Genomic DNA, 26,098 nt, shown 5'->3' on the forward strand with positions numbered 1-26,098 from the left:
CGGAATCCGCCAAGAGCGGTGATTGCGCTCCGCGGCCTAGATCGACGATTTCACCAATCGCTCTACTGCGCGACAGTCTGGTCGCAAAAAGCGCAAGGCGGTGGCCTTCGACGCCAGGAACTGCATCTTCTGCACCGTTTCTGCACGAGAAGGCACAGGAACGGCGCCGCGTTCCCATTTGCGCTGCATCGCCGCCCCGCATCAAGGGAGCTCCACGAAGGAGCCGCGTCATGATGCAAGCGATGACCTTGAGCGCCCCTGCGCTTTCCTGGAGCCGGTCCAGCTTTTTCCTGAAACTTTGCGTTCTGCTTGCGCTCGTCGCTCTCGGCGACGCAACGATCGGATCGGGAAAAATAGGCGCCGCGACCGCGGCGTTCGGAGCCGCCTGGCTGTTCGGTCTTTGGCTCGTTCGACCGGCGACGGCTGCCCATCTCGGCGCGTTGACCGCCTTCGGCTTCGCTTGGGCGATGGTGTTCGCCCTTCTGGAGGATCCCTCTCCGCTCGCCGGGCTCATCTTTTGGTGCGCAATCGGCCTCGCCGCGCTTTTGCCACGCGCCGCGCGGTTCGACGACGCCTGGCGCTGGATCGGGCGGTTGGCGGCTTTTACGCTCAGCATCTTGGTCAAGCCTATCGAAGACGGCGAACGCTGGTTCAAGGTGCGACGGCGCCGACGGGGGCTGCCGTTTGCGAAGGTCGCCCTATTCCTCGTGGCGCCGCTGGCCGGCGCCGTCGTGTTCACGGGGCTGTTCGCGAGCGCTAACCCGATCATCGCGCGCTGGATCGAGGGGCTGCGCTGGGGAGGGGACGCGACCGATCTGTCGATGCGGCGCGTCTGGTGGTGGATCGTCATCGCATTCGTCGTCTGGAGCACGCTTAGGGCGAGCCGCTTCATCCGCCCCCGCACGGTCAGGCTCCCGACCATCGCCCTGCCGGGGGCGCCGGCGATCTCCACGGCGTCGGTGATCGTGTCGCTGGTCGTCTTCAACGCGATCTTCGCGATCGAGAATGTCCTCGACGTCGTCTTCCTGTGGAGCGGCGCGCCGCTCCCGGACGGGGTCACTCTCGCCGACTACGCCCACAGTGGCGCATACCCGCTGATCCTCACCGCGCTGCTCGCCGGCGGCTTCGTGCTGTTCGTATTGCGGCCGGGAGCGCCAACGGAAGGCGGCGGACCGCTCCGCGCGCTCGTCTATGTCTGGATCGCCCAGAACATATTCCTCGTCGCGTCGAGCATGTTGCGGACCGTGGACTATATCGAGGCCTACTCGCTGACGCGTCTGCGGCTTGCGGCGTTGATCTGGATGGCGCTGGTCGCAGCGGGCCTCGGACTGATCTGCTGGCGCATCATCGCGAACAAGAGCAGCGCCTGGCTCATTAACGCGAACGCGGCCGTCCTCGCCACCACACTCGTCTCGTGCGTCTTCGTTAGCCTCGGCTCAGTGACGGCGCAGTGGAACGTCCGCCATAACGCGACGACCTCGGGTAGCGGCGGCGTGCTCGACGTCGCATACCTCGAATATCTTGGTCCGTCGGCACTGAACGCCATGCTTGAATTCGAACGCGCGCATCCGTCCGATCCACTGACCGAACAGGTCGCGTCCGCGCGCTTGCGAATTTCGGAGACGCTCGCCGCGGCGCAGTCGGACTGGCGGTCATGGACATGGCGCGGAGCGCGACGTCTTGCGGTCGCACACGCGGCCGATCCTGGCTGGTCGCCCGCTGCAGACGGCGAGGCGGGAGATTAAGATGGCGGACCTCGGCGTTCCTAAGATTCTGATCGCAGACGACGATCCGCATATTCGGCAGGTCCTCGTCTTCGCGCTGACCAAGGCGGGCATGACGACCGTCGAGTCCGCCGATGGCGAGGAGACGCTCGCTGTGGCGCGAGACCAGTCGCCCGACCTCGTCGTGCTCGACATCAACATGCCGAAAATACAGGGGCTCGAAGTCTGCAGCCGGCTGCGCGTCACCAGCGACGTGCCGATCCTATTCCTGTCTTCTCGCGACGAGGAGATCGACCGTGTGCTCGGAATCGAGATCGGGGCCGACGACTATGTCGTCAAGCCATTCTCGCCGCGCGAGGTGGTGGCGCGGGTCGGCGCGATCCTCAAACGCTCCCGCGGCCGCGCCCGGCAATCCGCACCGGAACCCGCGACGATCGCGCGAGAGCGGCTGCGCCTCGATCGGGACGGCTATCGCGCCTTCTGGGATGAGGTCGAGGTGCCGCTCACAGCCACGGAGTTCCATCTGCTGGCGACGCTCGCCGCGGCGCCCAACAAGGCGTTTTCGCGCGACGAGATGATCGACCGGATGCATGGGCCGGGCTTCGCGGTGACCGACCGGACGATCGACAGGCATGTGCGCAACGTCCGGCACAAGTTCCTGAAGGGCGGCGGGTCGGACGTCATCGAGACGCGCGCTGGCGTCGGCTACCGGCTCGGACCTTGCCGCGGCGACGCGTGATGGGTCGACTGAAGGCGTTCGTCAAAGCGCGATGGCCGGCGCTGCGCCTGCGGGCGATCCTGTTCGGCGTGCTGCTGTTCACCGCCGCGATGCCCGGGCTCGGCGCGGTGTTCCTGCGGGTCTACGAAAACGTGCTCGTGCGTCAGACCGAGGCCGAACTGATCGCTCAGGGAGCGGCGATCGAAGCGGTGATGCGCCAAAACTGGCCGGGCCCTGCGGCCTCCGCGCCGCCGCGCGACGACGAGTACGAGCCGGAGGCCCTCAGCGTCGATCTCAACCGCATGAAGACGCTGCCCGAACGTCCGTCGGCCGAGATCACGACGCTTCCGTCCGATCCGGACGCCGCCCGCGCAACGTCTGGAGCGTCCGCCGTCATTTGGGACACAGTCCGCGCGACGCTGGCCTCCGTCCGTGTGCTCGACCGAAATGGCACCATCGTCCTGGCGCGCACCGATGTGGGGCGCAGCCACGCCGCCTTGCCGGAGGTCGACTCCGCGCTCAAAGGAACGGCCGAGACGGTCCTCAGGCGGAGAGGGAATTACGCTCCTCGCTACCCGCTCGAGGTGTTCAGCCGCGCCGCGGACATTCGCGTGCATTACGCGCGTCCGATCCGTGTCGGCGCCGACGTGGTCGGGGCCATCCTGTTGTCGCGGTCGCCACGAAGCCTGTTTCGTGGCGTCTATGATGACCTCGGCAAGATCGCGTTGGGCGTCGGCGTGATCTTCGCGATCATTCTCGGCCTATCGGCGCTCCTGTCGCGCACGATAGCGCGGCCGATCGAGCGGCTTTCTGAAGCGACCAAGCAAGTGGCGCTTGGACCCACCTCGGTGCCGCCGCCCCCGGCCACGGCGGCGGTCGAGATCCGTGAGCTGTTCGAGAATTTTGCGCGCATGGCAAAGGAGATCGAGCGCCGCTCGACCTACCTGCGCGACTTCGCGGCCGCCATGAGCCACGAATTCAAGACGCCGCTCGCCGGCATACGCGGCGCGCTGGAACTGCTCGATGAGCATGGCGCCGAGATGGACCAAAGCGACCGCCGTCGCTTCCTTGCGAACGCCACCCAGGACGCCGACGCCTTTCGCGCCTCGTAAGGCGTTTGCTAGAGCTTGCCCGCGCAGAAATGACGGTTCCCGCCCGAAGCGGACGCACGTCTATCGAGGGACCCTTACGCAACATCGCGGACGCGATGAGCGGTCGGGCCGTCGCGGTTCAGGCCGCGATGGGAGATCGCGTCGAGACCTCGCTCGCTCCCGAAGCTCTGGAGGCGGTTCTGACGACTTTGATCGAGAACGCTTCTCAGTCTGGCGCGCGCAACGTCGATATCCGCGTGATCCGGCGCGATGATCGAACATGGCTTGAAGTGCGTGATGACGGGCAAGGCGTGCCCGCCGCCGACCGTGACCGATTGTTCGAGCCGTTCTTCACAACGCGCCGAGCGGATGGCGGCACCGGCCTCGGCCTTGCGATCGCCCGCTCGCTGCTGCTCTCGCAGGGTTCGAATGTTATTCTGACGGATGACGCGCCCGGCGCTACGTTTTGGATCGCGTTGCCGAACTGTGGCGCCGCCCGCGTCTAATCGCCAAGGGCAGACCGCGAACAGACGCCACGCTCGTTGTGCGTCGATAGCGGAAGCTGGCCTATATGCGGAAGGCGGACATCGTCCGTCGATCAACTGACCAGCCGATATCCTACGCCTGCCTCAGTCAACAGATGGCTCGGACGCGAGGGGTCGGGCTCCAGTTTCACCCTCAGCTGCCGGATGTAGACGCGGAGCGACGTCTGGTCGCCGTCGTCCTGTCCCCAGACGGCGCGAAACAGGTGGCGATGGGTCAGCACCTTGCCGGCATGGACCACGAGTTCCTGCAGGATCGCGAATTCCTTCGGCGACAGCTTCACCTCCGCGCCGTCTCGGGTGACGACATGACGGGCGAGATCGACGACAAGCGGCCCCGCTCGAAAGACTGGCTCGGCGCCGCGGTCGGCGAGGCGGTGGCGCAGAGCGGCGCGCATGCGCGCCATCAGCTCGTCAGTCCCGAAGGGCTTTGTGACGTAGTCGTCCGCCCCGAGATCGAGCGCCGCGACCTTCGCCGCCTCCTCGCCGCGAGCGGAGAGCACCACGATCGGCACGGGGCCCTTCGCGCGGATCTCGCGGATGAGATCGAGCCCGTCCATGTCGGGCAGGCCGAGATCGAGCAGGACGAGCTCAGGCGCGACATGGCGCATGAGCCGCAGCGCCTCGGCCCCGGTCTCCGCCTCCAGCGTCCGGTAGTCGTTCACCCCCAGCGTCGCTTTCAGGAAGCGCCGGATCGGCGCCTCGTCGTCGACGATCAGAACGGTGATCGCGCTCGAGACCATCAGGCGGCCTCTCCTTCCCGCGCCGGCGTCGCCGCCCGCGGGAGCCGCAGTTCGAAGCGCGCGCCATGGCCGCCGGCGACGTTCTCAGCAGTGATCGAGCCGCCCATCGCCTCCACGAAGCCCTTGGCGATGCCGAGGCCGAGACCGGCGCCCGTCGTCTTCCGGTCGCCCTGCCCGGAGCGGTAGAGCCGATCGAACACTTTTTGAAGATCGTCCGCGGGGATGCCGGGGCCGTCGTCCGTCACGCTCAGCAGCACGTGATCGGCCTCGGCGCGCGCCTCGATCGTCACCATCGCCCCCGCTGGCGTGTACTTGCCGGCGTTCTCCAGCAGATTGACCAGCGCGTGCTCGAGCAGCACCGGATCGCCGCTGATCAGAAGCGTCGCCTCGGGAAGCGCGACGGTCACGCGGCGGTCGCCGAGCAAAGGCGACGCGCGCCTCAGCGCTCCTCCGATGACGTCTTCGACGTCGAGCGTTTCGGCCTTCGCCGCCACGCCGCCGGCGTCGAGCTTCACGACGTCCAGAAGATTGGCGACGAAGCGGTCCAGCCGCTCGGTCTCGCCTTGCGCGCTCGCCAGCATGTCGTCGCGCGTGAGGTCATCGTAGCGGGCGCCATAGCTCCGCAGGCTGGTGATCACGCCCATGATGGTGGCGAGCGGCGTCTTGAAGTCGTGGCTAACGGAGGCGAGCAGGGCGCCCCGCAGGCGTTCGGCCTCAGCCTCCAGGCGCGCGGCGTCGACGTCGGCGCCGAGGCGGATGCGCTCCAGCGCGACCGCGGTCTGGTCGACGAGCGCGTCGAGCAGGCGACGCTCCCCGGGCGTCAGCACCGGGCCCGCCGAGCGTCGCGCGACGCCGACGACGCCGAGCTTGCCGCGGCTCGTCTTCAGCGGAAGGAACAGCCGCGTGACGCCCGGCAGGGTCGCGGCGCCGCGGCCCGTCGGCGCGTCGTGCTCGTAGGCCCAGGTCGCGGCGGCGAGTTCGGCGGCGTCGAGCTGGTCTTCGGGCGGATAGGCGCCGCCGACGTCGAGGCCGTTTGCGGTCTCGGTGAGGAGCACGACGTCGGCCTTCAGCATCAGCGCCACCTGGTGGGCGGCGGCCCAGAGCAGATCGTCCTCATCGCCGACGGCCGCGAGCTTGCGCGAAAACGCGTAGAGCTCGGCCGTGACCCGCGCCTGATCGCGCGCCGCGAGCGTCTGCGCCCTCACGCGCGCCGCGACGGAACTTGCGAGCACCGCGGTCAGCGAGAAAAACAGGATGGCGACGACGTTCGAAGGATCGTCGACGGTCAGCGAGAAGCGCGGATCGGTGAAGAAGAAATTGTAGGCGAGGGCGGCGAAGAACGACGCGGCGAGCGACGGGCCGAGGCCGTAGCGCACCGCGATAAGCAGCACCGCGGGCACGAACACCAGCGAGATGTTCGGCAGATCGATCGTGAGGTCGACGGCGAGACCGGCGAGGGCGGCGCCGAGCGACGCTGCGGCCGCGGCGAGGTAGCCGCGCAGGCGCGGCGGCCGCGGGACGGGGCGGGAGGCGACCGATTTCGGCGGAACGGTTTCTCCGTCTCCCGCCATCACCTGCACGGCGATCGGCCCGGAGCGTTCGAGCAGGTTCGCGACGACTGATCCGTGACGGAACGCGAACCAGCGCGAGCGCCGCGCCTTGCCGAGAAGGATGGTCGTGACGTTCCGGCTCCGGGCGAAAGCGAGCAGGTCCTCCGCGACGTCGGCGCCGCCGGGGAGAGAAAGCGATTCCGCGCCAAGCGTCTCCGCGAGCCGAAGCGTGTCGGCGACGCGATCCCGTTCGGCGTCGGACAGATGGGCGTGGCGCGGGGTCTCGATCGTCACGCAGAGCCAGTCCGCGCGGGCCCGGTCTGCGAGCCGCCGGCCGGCGCGCACGAGCGCGGCAGCTCCGGGCTGCTCGTCGATCGCGACCAGGACGCGCTCGACCGCCGGCCACGGCCCTTCGATGGCGTTGGCGCGCATGTGCTCGCGCATGTCGGCGTCGACGCGTTCGGCGGTGCGCCGGAGGGCGAGCTCGCGAAGCGCGGTCAGATTGCCGGGCTGGAAGAAGTGCCGAACCGCGCGTTCCGCCTGCTCGCGTACATAGATCTTGCCGGTCGCGAGGCGCTTTCGCAGAACGTCGGGCGTGACGTCGACGACTTCGACCTCGTCGGCGAGGTCGAAGACGCTGTCCGGCACCGTCTCGCGGACCCTCACGCGCGTGATGCGGGCGACGATGTCGTTGAGGCTTTCGAGATGCTGGACGTTGAGGGTCGTGAAGACGTCGATCCCGGCGGCCAAAAACTCCTCGACGTCCTGGTGACGCTTCGGGTGTCGCGAGCCGGGCGCATTGGTGTGGGCGAGCTCGTCGACGACGACCAGTTTCGGCGCGCGCTTCAGCACGGCGTCGACGTCCATTTCCTGCAGCGTCCGGCCGCGATAGGCGACTTCGACCCTCCGGATCGCTTCGAGACCGCTAACGAGCGCCTCCGTCTCCGCTCGGCCGTGAGTCTCGACGACGCCAATCACCACATCGACGCCCTCGGCATGCGCCGCGCGGGCGGCCGACAGCATCTCGTAGGTCTTGCCGACGCCCGGGGCCGCCCCGAAGAAGATCTTCAGGCGGCCCCGTCCTTCACGCGAAGGGGCGTCGAAAAAGCGTTCGGGCGAAGAGCGTGGATCGGCGGCCATTTCCGGCGGATTATAGATCGCCGAACAGGCTCGGCGTCACGGTCTCTTCAGCGCATCGAGCGCTATGTTCAACGCGAGCACGTTCGTCCTCGGCTCGCCGATAAGGCCGAACAGCCGCCCCTGGACGCTTGCTTCGATCAGGCGTCGGACGTCGTCTTCGGGCACTCCGCGCTCGCGCGCGACGCGGCCCACCTGCGCGTAGGCCGCGGCCGGCGAGATGTCTGGATCGAGTCCGGAACCCGACGCAGTGACGAGATCGGCCGGAACCGGTCCGTCGATTGCGTTTTCGGCCTTCGCCTTGGCGACGTCGCCCTTGATGCGGTCGGCGAGCGCCTTCGAGGTCGGCCCGAGATTGGAGCCGGAGGAGGACGCCGCGTCATAGCTGTTTTGGCCCGCGGCCGAGGGGCGGCCGTGGAAATAACGCGGGCTGGCGAAGGACTGGCCGATGAGGCTTGAGCCGACGACGCGGCCGTCCTGCTCGATCATCGAACCGGAGGCCCTGGCAGGCATGGCGAGTTGCGCGACCGATGTGATCCCGAGCGGATAGACGACGCCCGTCACGAGAGTGAGGAGGGCGAGCAGCGTCAGCGCGGGGCGGAGATGGCGGAGCATGTCGATGGTTTCCTTCTTCACGCTAGGCCGACGGAGGTGATCGCGAGATCGACGAGCTTGATCCCGATAAAGGGCGCGCTGAGGCCGCCGAGGCCGTAGACGAGGAGGTTGCGGCGCAGCAGCGCCGCGGCGCTCGACGGCGTGTAGGAGACGCCCTTCAGCGCGAGCGGCACCAGCGCGACGATGATCAGCGCGTTGAAGATGATCGCGGAAAGGATCGCGCTCTGGGGGCTCGCGAGCCCCATGACGTTGAGCGCGCCAAGCGGCGGGTAGAGCGCGACGAACATCGCCGGGATGATTGCGAAATACTTCGCGACGTCGTTCGCGACCGAGAAGGTCGTCAGCGCGCCGCGCGTCATCAGCAGCTGCTTGCCGATGCCCACGATCTCGATGAGCTTGGTCGGGTCGCTGTCGAGGTCGACCATGTTGCCGGCCTCGCGCGCCGCGACCGTGCCGGTCTGCATGGCGACGCCGACGTCGGCCTGCGCGAGCGCCGGGGCGTCGTTGGTGCCGTCGCCGCACATCGCGACGAGCTTGCCGCCCTCCTGCTCCCTCCGGATGAGCGCGAGCTTCGCCTCCGGCGTCGCTTCCGCGAGGAAATCGTCGACGCCCGCCTCCGCGGCGATGGCGGCCGCGGTCATGGGGTTGTCGCCGGTGATCATCACCGTGCGGATGCCCATCGCGCGAAGCTCGCTGAAGCGCTCGCGGATGCCGCCTTTAACGATGTCCTTGAGGTGGACGACGCCGAGAGCCTTCGCGTGGGTCGACACGACGAGCGGCGTGCCGCCCTCGCGCGCCACGCGTTCGACGATGGCGCCGAGCTCGTCCGGGATCTGACCGCCATGGGCCTTCACATGCTTTATGACGGCGTCGGCGGCGCCCTTGCGGATCTTCGTCGCGCCGATGTCGACGCCGCTCATGCGGGTCTGCGCCGAAAACGGGATGAAGGTCGCCTCGAGCGGCCCCATCTCGCGGCCGCGCAGGCCGTGCGCCGCCTTGGCGAGGACGACGATCGAGCGGCCCTCCGGCGTCTCGTCGGAGAGGCTCGCGAGCTGAGCGGCGTCGGCGAGCTCGCTTGCGCGAACGCCTGGCAGGGGCAGAAACTCCGCCGCCTGCCGGTTGCCGAGCGTGATCGTGCCGGTCTTGTCGAGCAGCAGCACGTCGACGTCGCCCGCGGCCTCGACCGCACGGCCCGACATGGCTAGCACGTTGAAACGAACGAGCCGGTTCATGCCGGCGATGCCGATCGCCGACAGAAGCCCGCCGATCGTCGTCGGGATCAGCGTCACGAACAGCGCGACCAGCACGACGATCGGGACCACGCCTCCGGAATAGGCCGCGAAGGATGGGATGGTCGCGACCGCAAGCACGAAGATCAGCGAGAGGCCCGCGAGCAGGATGGTGAGCGCGATCTCGTTCGGCGTCTTGGCGCGCTCGGCGCCTTCCACCAGCGCGATCATGCGGTCGAGGAAACTCGAACCGCTCGCGGCCGTAATCCGGACCGTGATGCTGTCCGACAGCACCTTCGTGCCGCCGGTGACGGCCGAGCGATCGCCGCCGCTCTCGCGGATCACCGGCGCGCTTTCGCCCGTGATCGCGCTCTCATCGACGGTCGCGACGCCTTCGAGGACCTCGCCGTCGCCCGGGATCAGGTCGCCGGGCTCGACGAGGACGAGGTCGCCGACCTTCAGCGCGGGCGCCGCGATCTCCTCGTAATCTCCGCCCTGGCCGACAAGGCGTTTCGCCATCGTGTCCGAGCGGGTGCGGCGAAGAGCGTCGGCCTGGGCCTTGCCGCGCCCCTCCGCGATCGCTTCGGAAAAGGTAGCGAAATAGACCGTCGCCCAGAGCCAGAAGGCGAGCTGGCCGGAGAAACCGGCGGAGGGCGAGCGGACCGCAAGGTCGCGCGCGAAGAGAACGACGGCGACAAGCGCCACGACCTCAACCGCGAACATCACGGGATTGCGGATGAGCTGGCGGGGATCGAGCTTTCGCAGGGCGGAGCCCAGCGCCGGAACGATCAGTGCGGGATCGAGCAGGGAGCGAGGTTGTGCTGACATGTATCTGGCCGGTTGAGCGTCGCATCTGTCGGCGGCGCGCTGAGCGCGCGGGCGACGATTGCAAACAGTGTGATCAGGACGAGCAGAAGGACGATCCATGCGGCGCGCCGGCGTCTGAGCGCGCCGCGTAAAAGACCCGAAAAGAGCGCCGGTCGGAGAGCATGGCCTTACCGCGTATCGCCGGCGGCGGTCGCAAAGGCGTCGGCGACCGGGCCGAGAGTGAGCGCCGGGAAGTAGGTGAGGCCGCCCACGATGAGGACGACGCCGACCAGCAGCCCGACGAACAGCGGTCCATGCGTCGGAAAGGTGCCGGCGGAGGGCGGGACCTTGCTCTTGGCCGCAAGCGATCCCGCCACCGCCAGCATCGGGACGATCAGCGCGAACCGGCCGATCATCATCCCGATTGCGAGCGTCACGTTCCAGAACGGGCTGTTCGCGGTCAGGCCGGCGAAGGCCGACCCGTTGTTCGCCGCAGCCGAGGTCGTCGCGTAGAGCGCTTCGGAAAAGCCGTGCGGCCCGCTTTCCTGCAGGCCGGCGAGGCCGACGGGAACGACGAGGGCGACGGCGAGCGCGAGCAGCGTCGCCGCGGGCGAGCACAGCAGCGCCAGCATGGTGAGCTTCACCTCGCGGCCTTCGATCTTCTTGCCGACATATTCCGGCGTGCGCCCGACCATCAGCCCGGCCACGAAGACGGCGACGACCGCGAACAGCAGGATGCCGTAGAGCCCGGCCCCCACGCCGCCGACGATCACCTCGCCGAGCTGCATGTTGACCATCGGGATGAGGCCGCCAATCGCCGAGAAGGAGTCGTGCATCGCGTTGACGGCGCCGCACGAGGCCGCGGTGGTGAGCACCGCGAACAGCGCCGACAGGGCGATCCCGAAGCGGACCTCTTTGCCTTCCATATTGCCGGCCGAGGGATCGAGGCCGATTGCGGCGTGGATCGGGTTGGCGCCGGCCTCCGCCCAGTAGACCAGCCCGACGCCCGCGAGGAACAGGGTCCCCATCGCGCCGAGGATCGCCCATCCCTGCCGCTCGTCGCCGACCATGCGGCCGAATACATTGGTGAGCGCCGCGCCGATCGCGAAGATCGAGACCATCTGGATGAGGTTGGAAAGCGCCGACGGGTTCTCGAACGGGTGCGCCGAATTGGCGTTGAAGAAGCCACCGCCATTGGTGCCGAGCATCTTGATCGCGAGCTGGCTCGCGACCGGCCCTAGCGCGATGGTCTGCTCCGCCCCTTCGAGCGTCTTCGCGGTGAGATAGGGTTGGAGCGTCTGCGGCACTCCGAGGGCGACGTAGATCAGCGCGAATACGATGCACGCGGGCAGCAGCACGTAGAGGACCGATCGGGTCAGGTCCACCCAGAAATTGCCGATCCCCTTCGCCGAGCGCCGCGCAAAGCCGCGTATCAGGGCGACCGCAAGCGCCATGCCGGTCGCGGCCGATAGGAAGTTCTGGACCGTCAGCGCCCACATTTGCGAGCCGTAGGACAGCGTAGCTTCGCCGCCATAGGACTGCCAGTCCGTGTTGGTGACGAAGGAGATCGCTGTGTTGAGGGCGAGGTCCGGCGTCACGCCCGCAAAGCCCTGCGGATTGAGCGGCAAAACGCCCTGAAGGCGCAGAACGCCATAGACCGCAAGGAAGCCTGCGACGTGGAACGCCAGCATGGCGAGCGCATAGCTCGCCCAGCGTTGCTCAGCGTCGGGCCTGACGCCCGCAAGCCTGTAGAAGCCACGCTCGACCGGCGCGAGAGCGGGGTAAAGGAAGGTGCGCTCGCCGGCGTAGAGGCGGAAGAGAAAGCCGCCAAGCGGGCGGACGAGCGCAAGGACGATCGCGCAGAACACTGCGATCTGCATCCAGCCATTGATGGTCATCGTGTTGGGGTCCGGAAGGTCGAGCGGCTCAGAACCGCTCCGGCCGCAGCAGCGCTGCGAGGAAGACCGCGGTCGCGGCGAGCGCGGCCGCTCCGCCGAGAACGACGTCGAGAACGGGAAGTCCGAGAAGAATCATCGCGCTCAAAGCCTTTCACAGGCGAGCGCATAGGCCGCCAGCGCGGAGAACCCCGCGATCCCGCCGGCGAGCATCAACAAATCCATCATGTGCAAGGCTCCACACGGCGACGTCGCCATGCGGATGAGATGCAGCCTCGCCCCGTTGGAATTTAAGAGGGATCGATGCGGCGGCGCGTTAAGAACGTGTTGGAACGGCGTCTCGCGAGTAGCCGCCGCCGGGAGTGCCAACCTAGCCGTCGCCCACACGTCAAGTAGGCACCGACGCTCCCGTAACCAGACGTTCCAAGTTCGGCGAAGGGTCAGAAGCCGAACCAGCACCTTTCGTCGTGGCTAATAGAAAATCCCGACGACTAGCCTCGCCTCCAGCCTGCGACTTTAGCGACTTTAGGCTTCAAAACGGCTGGCAAACTGGGCACCCCGGGGGCGGCGACCCCGCGGACGTTCGGATCGTCGTACGGTCCCTAACGCGTCGGCCGGGCCCCTGCCCCGCCGCATCGAGGTCGGCGCAGCTGCCCTTCATCCGCGCTCGCGGTAGATCACGGCGACCTCCCTGCCGTCATGCTCCGGCGATCACCGGAAGCCTGTCGCAGCCGTCCCGCACCCGCCGGCTATCCTGCGACGGTCAAGCTCCGCGTGGACGATCTTACTGCCGAACGCCACCGCTGCCGTCAGGACCTCGGTTCGGCTGACGACGACGCTTCGCCGATCACACACCACCCCGCCGCACTCGAAACCTACGCCCGCGATCTGGGCGCGCTTGCCAAGGGTTTGGGCGAAGCGTTCGCAGACGGCGACGCCGCTGCGGTCGACGCGTTCCGATCGCTAGTCGACCACGTCGTTGTGGAGCCGTCGAAGGCGGGAGACAGGGTGTCCGTTACGGTGCAAGGCAGGCTGGCGCTGCTGCTTGATCACGACCTGTTCCCGAGCGTCGCAGTGCCGGGGGGATCGGTGGTAGCGGAGGAGGGACTCGAACCCCCGACACGCGGATTATGATTCCGCTGCTCTAACCAGCTGAGCTACTCCGCCACGGCCGGGGTCGCATGAGCGTCCCCGCGGCGCGGGCGGATATAAGGAAGCGGGCGGAACGGTGTCAAGCGGCGGCCGAGGAGAAACGCGCGGCCCCTGCGCGGCGGCCGCGCCTCAGCGGCGGGCGGAGCGGCGGACGGCGCCGGCCGGCGCGCCCTTGGGGTCGTAGCCGACAAGGATGCGCCAGCCGCGGAAGCGGTTTTCGGGGATCGGCACCACGATGTCCTGCTCTAGGTGCGGGAATTGCGCCTGGGTCTGGCCCGCCGGCACCACCACGTCGATCACATGAACCTGCGAGTAGATCGGCTTGTCCGCCTCGTCGACCACCGCCACGCGCAGCGGCAGGCGGAAGGCGCCGGGCGCGCCCTTGGGCCCGAGGATCACGCGGCCCGTCACGCCGACCCGGATCGCCGCCTCGACGCCCAGGCTGGAGCACTGCCGCGCGGTGTCGACCAGATTGGCCTGGTAGCGCACCGAGAACGGGTCCGTCGCGGAGGGCGGATCATAGGCGCGGAAGGCCGCCGTGCCGTCGAGGATCTCGATCGGCGGGCAATCGCGCTTGAGGGCGTCGTCCACCGGCGGCGTGATGGGGGGCGGATTGGCGTTGCCGAGCAGCAGCTTCGTCGCCACGCTTTCCTGGCCTGGGGCGCCCGCCTGCTGGTCGCCGCCGACCGTGCTGCACGCGGACAGCGCCAGCGCCGCGGCGCCCGCCAATAGATATGTGCCGGCCTTCGTCCGTCGTCCGTCGCCGCTACGCATACGCCTCGCCCCCGGAACAGGCGCCGCGGGCGGGAAGGCCCCGGCGCGCGGGCTTTATAGCAAGGCGGTCCCGCCCGCGAAAGCGCGGGGCTCGCCTTGACACCCCCCGCCCGCGCGGCCCATCTCGGGGGCGAACGCCGTCCCCGCCCGACGGCCCGCGCTTCGGCGCCTGTCTTATTGAGCGGATCATGAGCGACAAGCCGCCCCTCCGCATTCTGCTGTGCGCCCCGCGGGGCTTCTGCGCCGGCGTGGTGCGCGCGATCGACGTGGTCGAGGCCGCCCTCGTGCGCTTCGGGCCGCCGGTCTACGTCCGCCACGAGATCGTGCACAACCGCTACGTGGTCGACGCGCTGAAGCGCAAAGGCGCGGTCTTCATCGAGGAGCTGGACGAGGCGCCCGACGGCGACCGGCCGGTGGTGTTTTCGGCCCATGGCGTCGCGAAGTCGGTGCCCGCCGCGGCGAAGGCCCGCAACCTGATCGCGATCGACGCCACCTGTCCGCTGGTCACCAAGGTGCACCGCGAGGCGGAGATCCACCACAAGCGCGGGCGGCTGGTGCTGCTCATCGGCCACGCCGGCCATCCGGAGGTGATCGGCACCATGGGCCAGCTGCCCGAGGGCGCGGTGCTGCTGGTCGAGACCGTCGCCGACGTCGCGGCCCTCGTGCTGCCCGCGGATGCAGCGGAGCTCGCCTACGTCACCCAGACGACGCTGTCGATCGACGACACCGCCGACGTGGTGGCGGCGCTGAAGGCCCGCTTCCCGCTGATCCACGGCCCCCACAAGGAAGACATCTGCTACGCGACGACCAACCGCCAGGAGGCGGTCAAGCGCGTCGCGCCGGAGTGCGACGGCCTCGTCGTGGTCGGCGCGCCGAACTCGTCGAACTCGCAGCGCCTGCGGGAGGTGGCCGAGCGCGCCGGCTGCCGCGTGGCTCGGCTGGTTCAGCGCGCGACCGATATCGACTGGGACGAGTTCTCGGGTCTCAGCACGCTCGGGGTCACCGCCGGCGCCTCGGCGCCGGAGATCCTGGTCGAGGAGATCATCGACGCCTTCGCGGAGCGCTACGCCGTGACGGTTGAGACCGTGTCGACGGCGGACGAGAGCGTGTTCTTCCCGCTGCCGCGGGAGTTGCGCGCGCCGGCGGCGGAGTAAAGCGATCGGCCTTCAAGAGCCGAGGTCTGGCGAGCTTGCACGCGGGCGATCCCTCCCCTGGGACAGGGGAGGGTGGACGGGCGAAGCCCGGCCGGGTGGGGTGCGCTCCAGACTCACGCTCATGACGCCCCCGCGCTCGACGCCGAAGGCCCCCACCCGACCCCGGCCGGCGGCCGGGGCCACCCTCCCCACGCCTGCGGCGCGAGGAGGGATCCCTGCGCTCGCTACGGCCAAGGATCGCCCCTCTTCGGCGGCTCCGCCCCTGCAGAGCATTGCGGCCCGCGCGCCGACCTCTTAAGCAGCCCGTGCGCCCTCCCCTCACCCGAGACCCCGCATGGCCGTCTACACCGAAGTCCCCGACGAGGACCTCGCCGCCTTACTCAAGGCCTACGACATCGGCGAGGCCGTCTCGTTTAAGGGCATCGCGGAGGGGGTCGAAAACACCAACTACCTGCTGGTGACCACCAAGGCGCGGTTCATCCTCACGCTCTACGAGAAGCGGGTGAGCCGGGACGACCTGCCGTTCTTCCTCGGCCTGCTGGAGCATCTCGCCGCCCGCGGCGTCACCTGCCCGCAGCCGGTGGCGGCCCGCGACGGCGCGCTGCTGTCGGAGCTGTGCGGCCGCCCCGCGGCCCTCGTCACCTTCCTCGACGGCGTCTCGGTGCGGCGGCCGACGCCGCGACAGTGCGCTGAGCTGGGCCGCGCGCTCGCCGATCTGCATGAGGCTGCCAAGGACTTCCAACTCAAGCGCCCCAACGCGTTGTCGGTCGAGGGCTGGCGGCGCCTCGCGGAGAGCGCCCGCGGGCGCAGCGACGCGGTCGCGCCGGGGCTCGACGCGCTGATCGAGGCGGAGCTTGCGGCGCTCGGCCCCACCTTCGAGGACCTCGCTCTCCCCTCCGGCGTCATCCACGCCGACCTGTTCCCGAACAACGTGTTCTTCCTGGGCGACCGGCTGTCGGGGCTGATCGACTTCTACTTCGCCTGCGACGACGCCTTCGCCTACGACGTCGCGATCTGCCTCAACGCCTGGTGCTTCGAGCCGACCGGCGAGTTCAACGTCACCAAGGGCCGCGCGCTGCTCGACGCCTATAATGCGGCGCGGCCGCTGTCGGAGGCGGAGATCGCGGCGCTGCCGGCGCTCGCGCGCGGCGCCGCGCTGCGCTTCATGCTGACGCGCCTCGTGGACTGGCTCGACACGCCGCCGGGGGCGCTGGTCAAGAAGCTCGACCCGCTCGAATACCTGAAGAAGCTGCGGTTCCACCAGCAGGCGGCGGGCCTCGGCGACTACGGGTGGCGGGCATGAGCCCGGTGTCGCACAGGCCGCGGACGAAGAGCCCTACGCCGCTCGCGAGGCCCGCGGAGCCGGAGAAGCCGGTCGCGCCCGGCGCCGTCGAGATCTTCACGGACGGCGCCTGTTCCGGAAACCCCGGCCCCGGCGGCTGGGGCGCGATCCTGCGCAAAGGCGGCGTCGAGAAGGAGCTGAAGGGCGGCGAGGCTCCCACCACCAACAACCGCATGGAGCTGATGGCCGCCATCTCGGCGCTGGAGGCGCTGACCCGCCCCTGCGAGGTGGTCCTGCACACCGACAGCCAGTACCTGCGCGACGGCGTCACCAAGTGGGTGTTCGGCTGGAAGAAGAACGGCTGGAAGACCGCGGACAAGAAGCCGGTGAAGAACCAGGACCTGTGGGAGCGCCTCGACGCCGCGATCCGGATCCACCAGATCGACTGGCGCTGGGTGAAGGGCCACGCCGGCCATCCGGAGAACGAGCGCGCCGACGAGCTGGCGCGTGAGGGCATGAAGCCGTTCCAGACGAAGCGCGGCTAGAGCCGGATCGCTTCAAGCAGACGCCCGGCCTTGTTCCCCTCCCCCTTGCGGGGAGGGGTTAGGGGTGGGGGTGGCGCAGAACGAAGCGTAGCGGCCAAGGCGCAGAGCGGCTGACGCGATTTCGCCTCGGGGGCCTCATCCGGGACCACCCCCGCCCCGCCCCCTCCCCGCAAGGGGGAGGGGAGAGAGCGCGGCTGGGCGACGGCGAGTCTCCGGCACGGCAGGCGTTCCCTCTCTGGGGCGCTCAGCGCCGTTCAGAGCGCGGCGAGCACCTTGTCGGCGGCGGAGAGGTCGGCCTTGCCGGGGCTGTCCTCGACCGCCAGGAAGCTGACGGTCATGTCGTCGAGGATCATGGCGTAGCGCTTGGAGCGCACGCCGAGGCCGCCGGCCGAGGCGTCGAGCTCGAGGCCGAGCGCCTTCGCGAAATCGGCGCTGCCGTCCGACAGGAACTCGATCTTGCCCTTGCCGCCGGTGGCCTCGGCCCAGGCGTTCATGACGAAGACGTCGTTGACCGACGTCACCGCGATCACGTCGACGCCCTTGTCCTTCAGCGCATCGAGGTTGTTGAGATAGCCCGGCAGGTGGTTCTTGTGGCAGGTGGGCGTGAAGGCCCCCGGCACGGCGAACAGCACCGCCTTCTTGCCCGCGAACAGTTCGTCCGCCATCACCGTCGCCGGACCCTCGGGGCCCATGGTGCGGAAGGTGGTGTTGGGCAGGCGCGCGCCGACCTCGATGGCCATTGGGTCTCTCCTGATCGATCCAGTGAGGCGGCCGAACGAGGCACGGCCGTTGGGGACGTCGAGGCCGAGATTTAGGGCTTCGCCGCGACGGCGTCGATAGGCGCCAGCGTCTCGATCGCCTGTCCCCCGACCGAGAGCGTCAGGCGCAGCGCCGCGGGCGGCGCGCCGTCCGGGAGCGCCACGTGGAAGCGCGCGACGCCGTCCGCCCGCGGCGGCAGCGCCTTCGGCGAGGGCACGAAGGCGCCCTCCCCCGTCTCGGCGAACAGCAGCGCGCCCGGCGCCCCCGCGCGGACGCCGATCTCGAAGCCGTTCCCCTCGCGGATGATCGACGCGATCGCCAGCGGCCCGTCCGGCGCGCCGAGCGCTTTGAGCTTCGGCGCATGGGCGAGCGCCCGGCGCGCCGCCGCCGCGGCGGGACCGGGGAAACCGCCGTCGGCGGCGAGGCTGAGCGAGACTTCCGAGCGCACCGGCACGCAGACCTGGTCGCAGACGCCGTAGTCCGCCACCAGCGCGAGCTCCACCGGCTCGGCCGGATCCTTCGGGGTGACGGCGACCGGCAGCGTCACCTCGTGGTGGTAGACGTTGGTGATCCCGCTCTCGTCGCTGGCGCGCTCCGGAACGGGGAAGACGACGGTCGCGGACGCGAGGTTGCGCGAGCCGGAAAAGTCGAAGCGCGGCGGCACGCCGCTGTCGCCGGGCTGGCGCCAGTAGGTCTTCCAGCCGCCCTCGAGCGTGATCGCGACGGCGGCGAGGCGCTCGCCCGCTGGCCCGCGGCCGGCGTCGACCAGCCGCAGCGCCGACGCGCCGTCCCGCGCCCATGGCGACGTGGGCTCCGCCGACGCGGGCGAGCCGAGCGCGGCGACGGACAGGGCGGCGAGCAGCGAGCGTGCGATCATCATCGAAGCCTTACCTGACGCCGGCCCCTGAGAAAGGCAACTCGACGTGAGGGCGACGTGAAAGCGCAGCGACGCCTCCTTTTAAAAAACCATCAGCAGCCCTACTCTTTCATGCATGCCGGAGCTTCTGCGCAAACGCCTCGCCGACCGCACCTCCCGATCGGGTTATCTCGACGGTCAGGTGCTGGTCGCCATGCCGACCATGACGGACGACCGCTTCGCCCGCACGGTGATCTACGTCTGCGCCCATTCTTCCGAGGGCGCGATGGGCATCGTCGTCAACAAGCTCGCCCCGCACATCAGCTTTCCCGACCTGCTGGTGCAGCTCGACGTGATCTCGGAGGGCGAGGAGATCCGCCTGCCGGAACGCGCCGGCGCGATCCAGGTGCTGCGCGGCGGCCCGGTCGAATCCGGCCGCGGCTTCGTGCTGCACTCCGCCGACTTCATGATCGAAGACTCGACGCTCTCGATCGACGACGGCATCTGCCTGACGGCGACGCTCGACATCCTCAAGGCGATCGCCAAGGGCGCCGGACCCAAGAGCGCCCTGCTCGCGCTGGGCTACGCCGGCTGGGCGCCGGGGCAGCTCGAGACCGAGATCCAGGCCAACGGCTGGCTCAACGTGCCCGCCGACCGCGGCCTGGTGTTCGACGGCGCGGTCGAGACGAAATACGAGCGCGCGCTGGCGAAGATCGGCATCGACCTCGGCAAGCTCTCCCCCGAAGCTGGCCACGCCTGACGCGGCCTTCTGTCCCTCCTCGCGCCATAGGCGTGGGGAGGGTGGACCTTTGCGAAGCAAAGGGCCGGGTGGGGCCTTGGACGTAGAGCACGTGAGCTTAGCCGAGCGTCCAACTGAAACCACCCCACCCGGCCGGGCTTCGCCCGTCCACCCTCCCCTTCCGGGGGAGGGATGCCCGCGCCTCGTTATGACGGTTTCAGAAACGGCTCACCGCCGCCCGAGCGCGCCCTGCATCACGCGGCGGGCGACGCCTTGGGGTGCGAGGCCGAGCATGCGGTCGCAGTCGTCGGCCGACATGGCCTCGCCGAAGGCGTAGCCCTGCGCGAAGGTGGCCCCAAGGTGGTAGAGCTCGACCGCGTCGCTGTCGGTCTCCACGCCCTCCGCCACGACCTCCATGCCGAGATCGTGCGCGAGCCGCACGATCGAGCCGAGGATCACCGGCCGCTCCCCCCGTCCCGTAGGACGAACGAAGGACTTGTCGATTTTCAGCACGTCGAAGGGGAAGCGCTGGAGGTAGGCGAGGCTGGAATGGCCGGTGCCGAAGTCGTCCAGCGAGAGCCCGGCGCCGAGCTCGCGGAGGCGCAGCAGCATCTGGGCCGCGTGCTCCGGGTTCTCCATGACCAGACTCTCGGTCAGCTCGATCTTGAGCGAGCCCGGCGGCAGCAGCGCGCGCGCCAGCACGTTCTTGATGTCCTGCACCAGATCCTGCCGCAGGAACTGCCGGCTCGACACGTTGACCGACATGAACAGCGGCGGTTCGCCCGGCACCCGCGCCTGCCACTGCGCGAGCTGGCGCGCGGCCTCGTCCAGCGCGAACAGCCCGAGGTCCACGATCAGGCCGCTCTCCTCGGCGATCGAGATGAACTCCGCGGTCGAGCGGCGGCCGTAGCGCGGATGCTCCCAGCGCAGCAGCGCCTCGAAGCCCGCGATGGTGCGGTCCTCCAGCCGGACGATCGGCTGGTAATGCACCTTGATCTCGTTGCGCTCCAGCGCCCGGTTCAGCTCGCCCGCGATCAGCAGGCGGTCGGTGGTCGCCGCCCGCATGGTCGGCTTGAACACCTCGATGTGGTCCCCGCCGAAGCGCTTTGCGTGGTACATCGCCACCTCGGCGTTTTTGACCATCTCGTCGCCGGCGCCGCCCGAGCGGCCGTCGGCGAGCGCGAGCCCGATCGAGGCGGTGAGAAAGATCTCGCGGCCGCCGAAGGTGATGGGCGCGCGCAGCGTCCGCTTCAGGGTGTCGGCGAAGCCCGTGATGTTCTCGCCGTCGCGCTCGGACAGCAGCAGCACGCCGAACTGGTCGCCGCCGAGCCGCGCCAGCGTGTCCTGGGGCTTCAGGAGCCGCGAGAGCCGCCGGACCACGGTGATGAGGATGGTGTCGCCGGTGGTGACGCCGACGCTCTCGTTGACCTTCTTGTAGCGGTCGATGTCGAGCACCATCACCGTCGGCCGCAGGCCTGGGTCGGTCTGGGCGTAGGCGAGCGCGGCGTCGAGCCGGTCCACGAACAGCTCGCGGTTCGGCAGGCCGGTGAGGTTGTCATGCACCGCGTTCTGGAGCAGGCGCTCCTCGGTGGTCTTGGCGTCGGTCACGTCGAGCAGCGTGCCGACGCAGCGCACCACTTCGCCGTCGGCGCCGACCACGGGGCGGGCGCGCAGCGTGTACCAGAGGAAATGCCCGTCCGCGCCGCGCAGGCGGAAGGTCTCGGCGAGGCGCCCCCGGCGTTCCTCCACCAGCGCGTCGAGCGCCGCGCGGAACCGGTCGCGGTCGCTCGGATGCACGACGTCGAGCCAGCGCGCGGCCGGCGCGTCGAGCGCGCCGCGCTTGAGACCGAGCGCATGCTCGAGCTCGTGCCCGGCGTGGACGCGGTCGCCCTCCACGTCCCAGTCCCACACCACGTCGCCGGAGCCGGTGATCGCCAGCGCCCGGCGTTCGACGTCGGAGGCCGGGCCTGTCGCCACGGAGCCGCCGGAGAAGGCGTGCTGCATGACCGTGAAGCCGATCAGCAGGACGATCAGCACTAGCCCGCCCACCAGCGCGGCGGCGGCCAGATCGCTGGCGAGGCCGCCCGCGACGGTGATCGCGGCGGCGCCGACCCAGGCGACCAGCAGGACCCATGTCGGCGCGAGCATCACCGCGCGGTCGTAGCCCTTGGCCGCGAACCAGACGACGATGCCGAGGCCGATGACCGCGACGCCGATCAGCGAGAGCCGGGCGATGCCGGCCGCGATCGGCGCCTGGTAGGCCGCAAGCCAGACGAGCCCAACCAGGAAGGCCAGCCACACGCCCATGATGTGGCTGTAGCGCACGTGCCAGCGGTTCAGATTGAGGTAGGCGAACAGGAAGACCAGCAGGGTGGCCGCCAGCGACGCTTCGCTCGCGGCCCTCAGGATGCGGTCGACGTCCGGCTGGAGGTCGAAGATCTTGCGCCAGAAGCCGAAGTCGACGCCGAGATAGAACATCACGCCCCAGGCCAGCGCGGCCGCGGCGGGGAACATCACGCTGCCCTTCACCACGAACAGGATGGTCAGGATCAGGGCCAGAAGGCCGCCGACGCCGAGCATGATGCCGCGGTAGAGCGTGAAGGAGTTGATCTTGTCCTTGTAGGCGTCGGTGTCCCAGAGCGTCAGTTGCAGCAGCTTCGGCGACGCGAGCTCGACGACGTAGGTGACCGTCGCCCCGGGATCAATCGTCAGCTGGAACACGTCCGCGTCGTCGGAAGCCTGCCGTTCGGGGCGCAGTCCCTGGCTCGCCGTGACGTTCGCCAGCCGCTCTTCGCCGAGGTCCGGCCACACGGCCCCCGAACCCACCAGCCGGAAGTGCGGCGAGACCAGCAGGCGGTCGATCTGCTCGTCGCCGTCGTTGCGGAGCGCGAAGACGAGCCACTGCCGGCCGTCCCCGCCCTCCCGCTGGGCGCGCACCTCGATCCGCCGGACGATTCCGTCGGGGCCGGGAAAGGTCGCGACCTGGAGGCGGTCCGCCTGGCCGACCGGCCGCTCGACCGCGCCGAGCAGATCGATCGCCTCGTCGTCGCCGTCGACCGACAACGGCTGCAGCGCCGCCGCGGGGGCGACGGCGAAAAAGAGCGACATGAAGAGAAGCAGCGCCGGAAGGAGGGCGCGGACCGAACGCAACGCTTGGCGTCTCCCCGAAAGCCGCCGGAGCGACGGCGACGTGATGGCCCGGCTTTTACCGCGGGTCCCGATCGCGTCGGCCGCTCCGCGGAGCGCCGACCCGCATCTACTTAGCCCACGGCGTCGCTTCGCAGAAGCGCGTAAAGCAGGTGGTCCTGCCAGACGCCGTCGATGCACAGATATTCCCGCGCATAGCCCTCCTTCTGGAACCCCGTCTTTTCCAGCAGGCGGATCGACGCGGCGTTGAAGGGCAGGCAGGCGGCCTCGATCCGCCGCAGCTTCAGCTGGGTGAAGACGAAGGGCGCGAGCGCGCGCACCGCCTTGGTCATCAGGCCCCGGCCCGCGTGACGTTCGCCCATCCAGTAGCCGACCGAGCAGGTCTGGGCGACGCCGCGGCGGACCTGGCTCAGCGTCACGCCGCCGACGAGCCTCCCTTCGGCGTCGAACACGAAGAACGGGTAGGCCTGGTCCTGCTCGATCTCGCGCACATAGCGCTTCAGCCGGCGGCGGTAGGCGAGCCGCGTCAGGTCGTCGGCGGGCCAGATCGGCTCCCACGGCCGCAGGAAGGATCGGCTGGCGGCCCGAAGGTCCGCCCAGGCCTGATAGTCCGCCATCTGGGGCGTGCGGAGGGTGACGCCCTCGCCCGTCACCGTGGGCACCAGCTCCGCCGCCGCCAGCGTCCGGAAGAACGCCATCGCCCGCGGTCTCAGGCCGCAGACCGCCGCGCGCCCAGCCGTTCGGCCAGGCGATCTTCGCGCATCAGCCCCCGCGTCGGGCCGATGGCGGCGAGCGTCGACGCGGAGCCGAGCATGAGCTTGCCCGCGGCCCGCGCGTCCTCCACCGTCACCGCCTCGATCTTGGCGAGCGTCTCCCCGAGATCGAGCGGGCGCCCGTGGGCGAGCTGGTGGCGGGCGTGATGGTCGGCGCGCGACGCCGCCTGCTCCAGCGACATCAGCAGCCCCGCCTTCATCTGCGCCTTGGCGCGCAGCACCTCGCGCTCGGTCGCCGCGTCCGCGGCGTCGTGCAGCACGTCGAGCATGACAGGCAGAATCTCAGCCGCGTCCTCCGGCCCGAGGCCGGCGTAGGCGCCGAACAGGCCGGCGTCGGCGTAGCCCCAATGGAACGCGTGCACGGAGTAGGCGAGGCCGCGGTTCTCGCGCACCTCCTGGAACAGGCGGGAGGACATGCCGCCGCCGACGAGGTTCGTGAACACCTGGGCCGCGTAGGCGTCAGGCGCCTCGTAGGGGCGGCCCTCGAAGGCGATCGCCACATGGAGCTGCTCGAGGTCGCGCTTCGCCCGCTTGTCGCCGCCGCGGTAGGCCGCGGCCTTCGGCGTGTCGGCCTTGCCGGCGGGCAGCCGGTCGAACAGGCGCGCCGCGGCGTCCACGAAGGCGTCGTGCTCGACCGCCCCGGCCGCGACGACGACCGCGCCGCCGGAGGTGTAGTTGCGGCCGAGGAAGCCCGCGAGCGCGCGCCGGTCCAGCCCGCGCACGGTCTGCTCCGTGCCGAGGATCGAACGGCCGAGCGGCTGGCCGGGGAACGCCGCCTCCTGCAGCATGTCGAACACGAGGTCGTCGGGCGTGTCCTCGACCGAGCCGATCTCCTGCACGATCACGTTCTGCTCGCGCTTCAGCTCGTCCGGATCGAAGGCCGGCTCGGTGACGATGTCGGCCAGCATGTCGAGCGCGAGCTCCACGTCGGCGGCCAACACGCGGGCGGAATAGGCGGTCTGTTCGACGCCGGTCGCGGCGTTGAGATCGCCGCCGACCTGCTCGATCTCCTCGGCGATGGCGAGCGCGGAGCGCCGCGCGGTGCCTTTGAACGCCATGTGCTCCAGCAGATGGGCGAGCCCGTGCTCCTCCTCGCGCTCCGACCGGGCCCCGGCCCCGAAGGAGACGCCGACGGCCGCCGTGCCGAGCTCCGGCATGGCGTCGGTCACGACCGCGAGGCCGGAGGGGAGCGTGGTGACGCGCGCGCTCATTGGGCGGATTCTTCGTTGGAACAAGTGGGAGGCGCCCCCCTCCCCCCAGCGGGGAGGGGCTGGGGGGGGGGGTGGTTCAGAACGAAGCGCCCCCCCTTCGCCGCCTCAGGCCAGGAGCCATAACCTGCGCGACCCCCACCCCCGGCCCCTCCCCGCAAGGGGGAGGGGAGAAGGGCTGTCGCGGTCGTCTCCATGCGCGCGCTCACGCGGCGGCGTCCCGCAGCACCCGGGCATGGTCCGACACGTAGGCCTCGATCGCCGCGACGTCGTTCGGCAGGCGCTTGAGGCGCTCGGGCCGCGTCAGCAGGTCGGCGAGATGCGGCGGCAGCGCGGGCCGCACGCCGGACGCCGCCTGCACCGCGTCCGGGAACTTGGCGGGATGGGCGGTCGAGAGCACCACTGTCGGCGTCGCGGGATCGAGCGCGGCGTGGTCGGCGACGGCGTAGGCGACCGCGGTGTGGGTGTCGAGCAGGTAGCCCGCGTCCTTCAGCACGCGGCCGATGGTGCGCCCGACCGTCGCCTCGTCGGCGCGGGCGGCGTCGAACTCGGCGCGGATGGCTGCGAGCGCGTCCGGCTCCAGCGTGAAGGCGCCGGACTGGCCGAGAGACGCCATCGCGGCGCGCACCTTGGAGGGGTCGCGGCCAAGGGCGTCGAACAGAAGCCGCTCGAAGTTCGACGACACCTGGATGTCCATGGAGGGCGAGGTGGTCGCGGTGACGCCGGTGACCTCGTAGCGCCCGGTCTCGAGCGTGCGGGCGAGGATGTCGTTGACGTTGGTGGCGATGACGAGCCGGCCGATAGGCAGCCCCATGCGCTTCGCAACATAGCCCGCGAAGACGTCGCCGAAGTTGCCGGTCGGCACCACGAAATCGACCTTGCGGTGCGGCGCGCCGAGCGCGAGCGCGGCCGCGAAATAATAGACCGCCTGCGCCAGCACCCGCGCCCAGTTGATCGAGTTGACGCCGGCGAGCGCCAGCCGGTCGCGGAAGGCGTGATGATTGAACATGGCCTTCACGTGCGCCTGCGCGTCGTCGAACGATCCGTCGATCGCGATGGCGTGGACGTTGACGTCCGGCACGGTCGTCATCTGCCGGCGCTGGACTTCGCTCACCTTGCCGTCCGGCATCAGGATGAAGACGTCGAGCCGCGAGCGGCCGCGGAAGGCCTCGATCGCGGCGCCGCCGGTGTCGCCGGAGGTGGCGCCGACAATGGTCGCGCGCTGGCCGCGTTCGGCCAAGGCGTAGTCCATCAGCCGCGCGAGCAGCTGCATGGCGACGTCCTTGAAGGCGAGTGTCGGCCCATGGAACAGCTCCAGCACGAAGCGGTTCGGCCCGGTCTGCACCAGCGGCGTGGTCGCCGGGTGGCGGAACGAGCCGTAGGCCTCCTGGATCATCGCCCGGAGCGTGGGCGCCGGGATCGCGTCGCCGACGAAGGGGGCGATCACGGCCTCGGCGATCTCGGCGTAGGGGCGGCCCGCAAGCGCGGCGATCTCGACGCGGGAGAGGGTGGGCCAGGTCTCCGGCACATAGAGGCCGCCGTCGCGCGCGAGGCCCGCCAGCATCGCGTCGGTGAAACCGAGCCTGGGCGCGTCGCCGCGGGTCGAGACATAGGCGACAGCCATGCCGAAGATGCTCCGTCGAAACAGGGAAATGAGG

21 protein-coding genes and 1 tRNA gene are annotated in these 26,098 nt (G+C 69.7%); 8 read left to right on the top strand and 14 right to left on the bottom strand.

Annotated features, from left to right (window positions below):
* Positions 1-440 precede the first annotated feature (440 nt).
* From K244_RS24045 to K244_RS23625, 4 genes are read left to right on the top strand one after another with little or no spacing between them, the layout of a single operon-like run.
* Positions 441-1,745, top strand: coding sequence for a DUF4173 domain-containing protein (locus tag K244_RS24045; protein WP_210164321.1), 1,305 nt, complete (start codon positions 441-443; stop codon positions 1,743-1,745).
* A gap of 1 nt (position 1,746) precedes the next feature.
* Positions 1,747-2,463, top strand: coding sequence for a response regulator transcription factor (locus K244_RS0112260; protein ID WP_020186565.1), 717 nt, complete (start codon positions 1,747-1,749; stop codon positions 2,461-2,463).
* Positions 2,463-3,554, top strand: coding sequence for a histidine kinase dimerization/phospho-acceptor domain-containing protein (locus tag K244_RS21935; protein ID WP_155931718.1), 1,092 nt, complete (start codon positions 2,463-2,465; stop codon positions 3,552-3,554). The genes K244_RS0112260 and K244_RS21935 overlap by 1 nt, the downstream gene beginning before the upstream one ends.
* A 29-nt stretch (positions 3,555-3,583) precedes the next feature.
* Positions 3,584-4,039, top strand: a complete 456-nt coding sequence (locus K244_RS23625) for a HAMP domain-containing sensor histidine kinase (RefSeq protein WP_155931720.1) — start codon at positions 3,584-3,586, stop codon at positions 4,037-4,039.
* A gap of 92 nt (positions 4,040-4,131) precedes the next feature.
* Here the strand turns inward: K244_RS23625 and K244_RS0112270 are convergent, their stop codons facing one another.
* From K244_RS0112270 to K244_RS21940, 8 genes are all read right to left on the bottom strand, one after another.
* Positions 4,132-4,818 carry a response regulator gene (locus K244_RS0112270; RefSeq protein ID WP_020186566.1) on the bottom strand — a complete coding sequence of 229 codons (687 nt, stop codon included), beginning with the start codon at positions 4,816-4,818 and terminating at the stop codon, positions 4,132-4,134.
* Entirely contained in the window at positions 4,818-7,508 is a 2,691-nt protein-coding gene (locus K244_RS0112275; RefSeq protein WP_020186567.1) for a sensor histidine kinase KdpD, read from the bottom strand. The genes K244_RS0112270 and K244_RS0112275 overlap by 1 nt, the downstream gene beginning before the upstream one ends.
* A 36-nt stretch (positions 7,509-7,544) precedes the next feature.
* Entirely contained in the window at positions 7,545-8,120 is a 576-nt protein-coding gene (kdpC, locus tag K244_RS0112280; RefSeq protein WP_024816477.1) for a potassium-transporting ATPase subunit KdpC, read from the bottom strand.
* Positions 8,121-8,137: 17 nt separating this feature from the next.
* Positions 8,138-10,177 carry a potassium-transporting ATPase subunit KdpB gene (gene kdpB, locus K244_RS0112285; RefSeq protein ID WP_020186569.1) on the bottom strand — a complete coding sequence of 680 codons (2,040 nt, stop codon included), beginning with the start codon at positions 10,175-10,177 and terminating at the stop codon, positions 8,138-8,140.
* Positions 10,178-10,344: 167 nt separating this feature from the next.
* Positions 10,345-12,054 carry a potassium-transporting ATPase subunit KdpA gene (kdpA, locus tag K244_RS0112290; protein WP_020186570.1) on the bottom strand — a complete coding sequence of 570 codons (1,710 nt, stop codon included), beginning with the start codon at positions 12,052-12,054 and terminating at the stop codon, positions 10,345-10,347.
* Between the two features lie 28 nt (positions 12,055-12,082).
* On the bottom strand, positions 12,083-12,190 hold the full coding sequence (locus K244_RS23940; protein ID WP_020186571.1) for a hypothetical protein: 108 nt from the start codon (positions 12,188-12,190) through the stop codon (positions 12,083-12,085).
* A gap of 951 nt (positions 12,191-13,141) precedes the next feature.
* A tRNA-Met gene (locus K244_RS0112305) sits at positions 13,142-13,218 on the bottom strand.
* A 114-nt stretch (positions 13,219-13,332) separates the two neighbouring features.
* Positions 13,333-13,977, bottom strand: a complete 645-nt coding sequence (locus K244_RS21940) for a hypothetical protein (RefSeq protein WP_197027172.1) — start codon at positions 13,975-13,977, stop codon at positions 13,333-13,335.
* 188 nt (positions 13,978-14,165) lie between these two features.
* Here K244_RS21940 and ispH point away from each other — a divergent pair, with 188 nt between their 5' ends.
* The 3 genes from ispH (at position 14,166) to rnhA (ending at position 16,958) form a co-directional block, all read left to right on the top strand.
* On the top strand, positions 14,166-15,131 hold the full coding sequence (ispH, locus tag K244_RS0112315; protein WP_020186573.1) for a 4-hydroxy-3-methylbut-2-enyl diphosphate reductase: 966 nt from the start codon (positions 14,166-14,168) through the stop codon (positions 15,129-15,131).
* 334 nt (positions 15,132-15,465) lie between these two features.
* Positions 15,466-16,434 (top strand): homoserine kinase, encoded by a 969-nt coding sequence (locus K244_RS0112320; protein WP_020186574.1) that lies wholly within the window; start codon positions 15,466-15,468, stop codon positions 16,432-16,434.
* The gene (gene rnhA / locus K244_RS0112325) at positions 16,431-16,958 is read left to right on the top strand and encodes a ribonuclease HI (protein ID WP_081761560.1); all 528 of its coding nucleotides are present in this window, start codon (positions 16,431-16,433) and stop codon (positions 16,956-16,958) included. The genes K244_RS0112320 and rnhA overlap by 4 nt, the downstream gene beginning before the upstream one ends.
* 254 nt (positions 16,959-17,212) lie before the next feature.
* Here the strand turns inward: rnhA and K244_RS0112330 are convergent, their stop codons facing one another.
* Positions 17,213-17,698 carry a peroxiredoxin gene (locus K244_RS0112330; RefSeq protein ID WP_020186576.1) on the bottom strand — a complete coding sequence of 162 codons (486 nt, stop codon included), beginning with the start codon at positions 17,696-17,698 and terminating at the stop codon, positions 17,213-17,215.
* A 71-nt stretch (positions 17,699-17,769) separates the two neighbouring features.
* Positions 17,770-18,594 carry a protein-disulfide reductase DsbD domain-containing protein gene (locus tag K244_RS0112335; protein WP_155931722.1) on the bottom strand — a complete coding sequence of 275 codons (825 nt, stop codon included), beginning with the start codon at positions 18,592-18,594 and terminating at the stop codon, positions 17,770-17,772.
* 115 nt (positions 18,595-18,709) lie between these two features.
* Between K244_RS0112335 and K244_RS0112340 the strand changes: the two genes are divergently transcribed.
* Positions 18,710-19,333: a YqgE/AlgH family protein gene (locus K244_RS0112340; RefSeq protein ID WP_020186578.1), complete on the top strand. Its 624-nt coding sequence runs from the start codon at positions 18,710-18,712 to the stop codon at positions 19,331-19,333.
* 207 nt (positions 19,334-19,540) lie between these two features.
* Here the strand turns inward: K244_RS0112340 and K244_RS0112345 are convergent, their stop codons facing one another.
* The 4 genes from K244_RS0112345 to thrC form a co-directional block, all read right to left on the bottom strand.
* Complete coding sequence (locus K244_RS0112345) at positions 19,541-22,462, bottom strand: sensor domain-containing phosphodiesterase (RefSeq protein WP_020186579.1); 2,922 nt, start codon at positions 22,460-22,462, stop codon at positions 19,541-19,543.
* A 110-nt stretch (positions 22,463-22,572) separates the two neighbouring features.
* Complete coding sequence (locus K244_RS0112350) at positions 22,573-23,157, bottom strand: GNAT family protein (RefSeq protein ID WP_020186580.1); 585 nt, start codon at positions 23,155-23,157, stop codon at positions 22,573-22,575.
* Between the two features lie 11 nt (positions 23,158-23,168).
* Entirely contained in the window at positions 23,169-24,443 is a 1,275-nt protein-coding gene (locus K244_RS0112355; RefSeq protein ID WP_020186581.1) for a pitrilysin family protein, read from the bottom strand.
* Between the two features lie 202 nt (positions 24,444-24,645).
* Positions 24,646-26,064 carry a threonine synthase gene (gene thrC / locus K244_RS0112360; RefSeq protein ID WP_020186582.1) on the bottom strand — a complete coding sequence of 473 codons (1,419 nt, stop codon included), beginning with the start codon at positions 26,062-26,064 and terminating at the stop codon, positions 24,646-24,648.
* Positions 26,065-26,098 lie beyond the last annotated feature (34 nt).

It is taken from the genome of Methylopila sp. 73B (assembly GCF_000526315.1).
Taxonomy (GTDB): Bacteria; Pseudomonadota; Alphaproteobacteria; order Rhizobiales; family Methylopilaceae; genus Methylopila.

Excerpts from the sequence above, each read along its gene's own strand:
- K244_RS0112260 (WP_020186565.1), top strand. The coding sequence starts at position 1,747 with ATGGCGGACCTCGGCGTTCCTAAGATTCTGATCGCAGACGACGATCCG.
- K244_RS21935 (WP_155931718.1), top strand. The coding sequence starts at position 2,463 with ATGGGTCGACTGAAGGCGTTCGTCAAAGCGCGATGGCCGGCGCTGCGC.
- K244_RS23625 (WP_155931720.1), top strand. The coding sequence starts at position 3,584 with ATGACGGTTCCCGCCCGAAGCGGACGCACGTCTATCGAGGGACCCTTA.
- K244_RS0112270 (WP_020186566.1), bottom strand. The coding sequence starts at position 4,818 with ATGGTCTCGAGCGCGATCACCGTTCTGATCGTCGACGACGAGGCGCCG.
- K244_RS0112275 (WP_020186567.1), bottom strand. The coding sequence starts at position 7,508 with ATGGCCGCCGATCCACGCTCTTCGCCCGAACGCTTTTTCGACGCCCCT.
- kdpC (WP_024816477.1), bottom strand. The coding sequence starts at position 8,120 with ATGCTCCGCCATCTCCGCCCCGCGCTGACGCTGCTCGCCCTCCTCACT.
- kdpB (WP_020186569.1), bottom strand. The coding sequence starts at position 10,177 with ATGTCAGCACAACCTCGCTCCCTGCTCGATCCCGCACTGATCGTTCCG.
- kdpA (WP_020186570.1), bottom strand. The coding sequence starts at position 12,054 with ATGACCATCAATGGCTGGATGCAGATCGCAGTGTTCTGCGCGATCGTC.
- K244_RS23940 (WP_020186571.1), bottom strand. The coding sequence starts at position 12,190 with ATGATTCTTCTCGGACTTCCCGTTCTCGACGTCGTTCTCGGCGGAGCG.
- K244_RS21940 (WP_197027172.1), bottom strand. The coding sequence starts at position 13,977 with ATGCGTAGCGGCGACGGACGACGGACGAAGGCCGGCACATATCTATTG.
- ispH (WP_020186573.1), top strand. The coding sequence starts at position 14,166 with ATGAGCGACAAGCCGCCCCTCCGCATTCTGCTGTGCGCCCCGCGGGGC.
- K244_RS0112320 (WP_020186574.1), top strand. The coding sequence starts at position 15,466 with ATGGCCGTCTACACCGAAGTCCCCGACGAGGACCTCGCCGCCTTACTC.
- rnhA (WP_081761560.1), top strand. The coding sequence starts at position 16,431 with ATGAGCCCGGTGTCGCACAGGCCGCGGACGAAGAGCCCTACGCCGCTC.
- K244_RS0112330 (WP_020186576.1), bottom strand. The coding sequence starts at position 17,698 with ATGGCCATCGAGGTCGGCGCGCGCCTGCCCAACACCACCTTCCGCACC.
- K244_RS0112335 (WP_155931722.1), bottom strand. The coding sequence starts at position 18,594 with ATGATCGCACGCTCGCTGCTCGCCGCCCTGTCCGTCGCCGCGCTCGGC.
- K244_RS0112340 (WP_020186578.1), top strand. The coding sequence starts at position 18,710 with ATGCCGGAGCTTCTGCGCAAACGCCTCGCCGACCGCACCTCCCGATCG.
- K244_RS0112350 (WP_020186580.1), bottom strand. The coding sequence starts at position 23,157 with ATGGCGTTCTTCCGGACGCTGGCGGCGGCGGAGCTGGTGCCCACGGTG.
- K244_RS0112355 (WP_020186581.1), bottom strand. The coding sequence starts at position 24,443 with ATGAGCGCGCGCGTCACCACGCTCCCCTCCGGCCTCGCGGTCGTGACC.
- thrC (WP_020186582.1), bottom strand. The coding sequence starts at position 26,064 with ATGGCTGTCGCCTATGTCTCGACCCGCGGCGACGCGCCCAGGCTCGGT.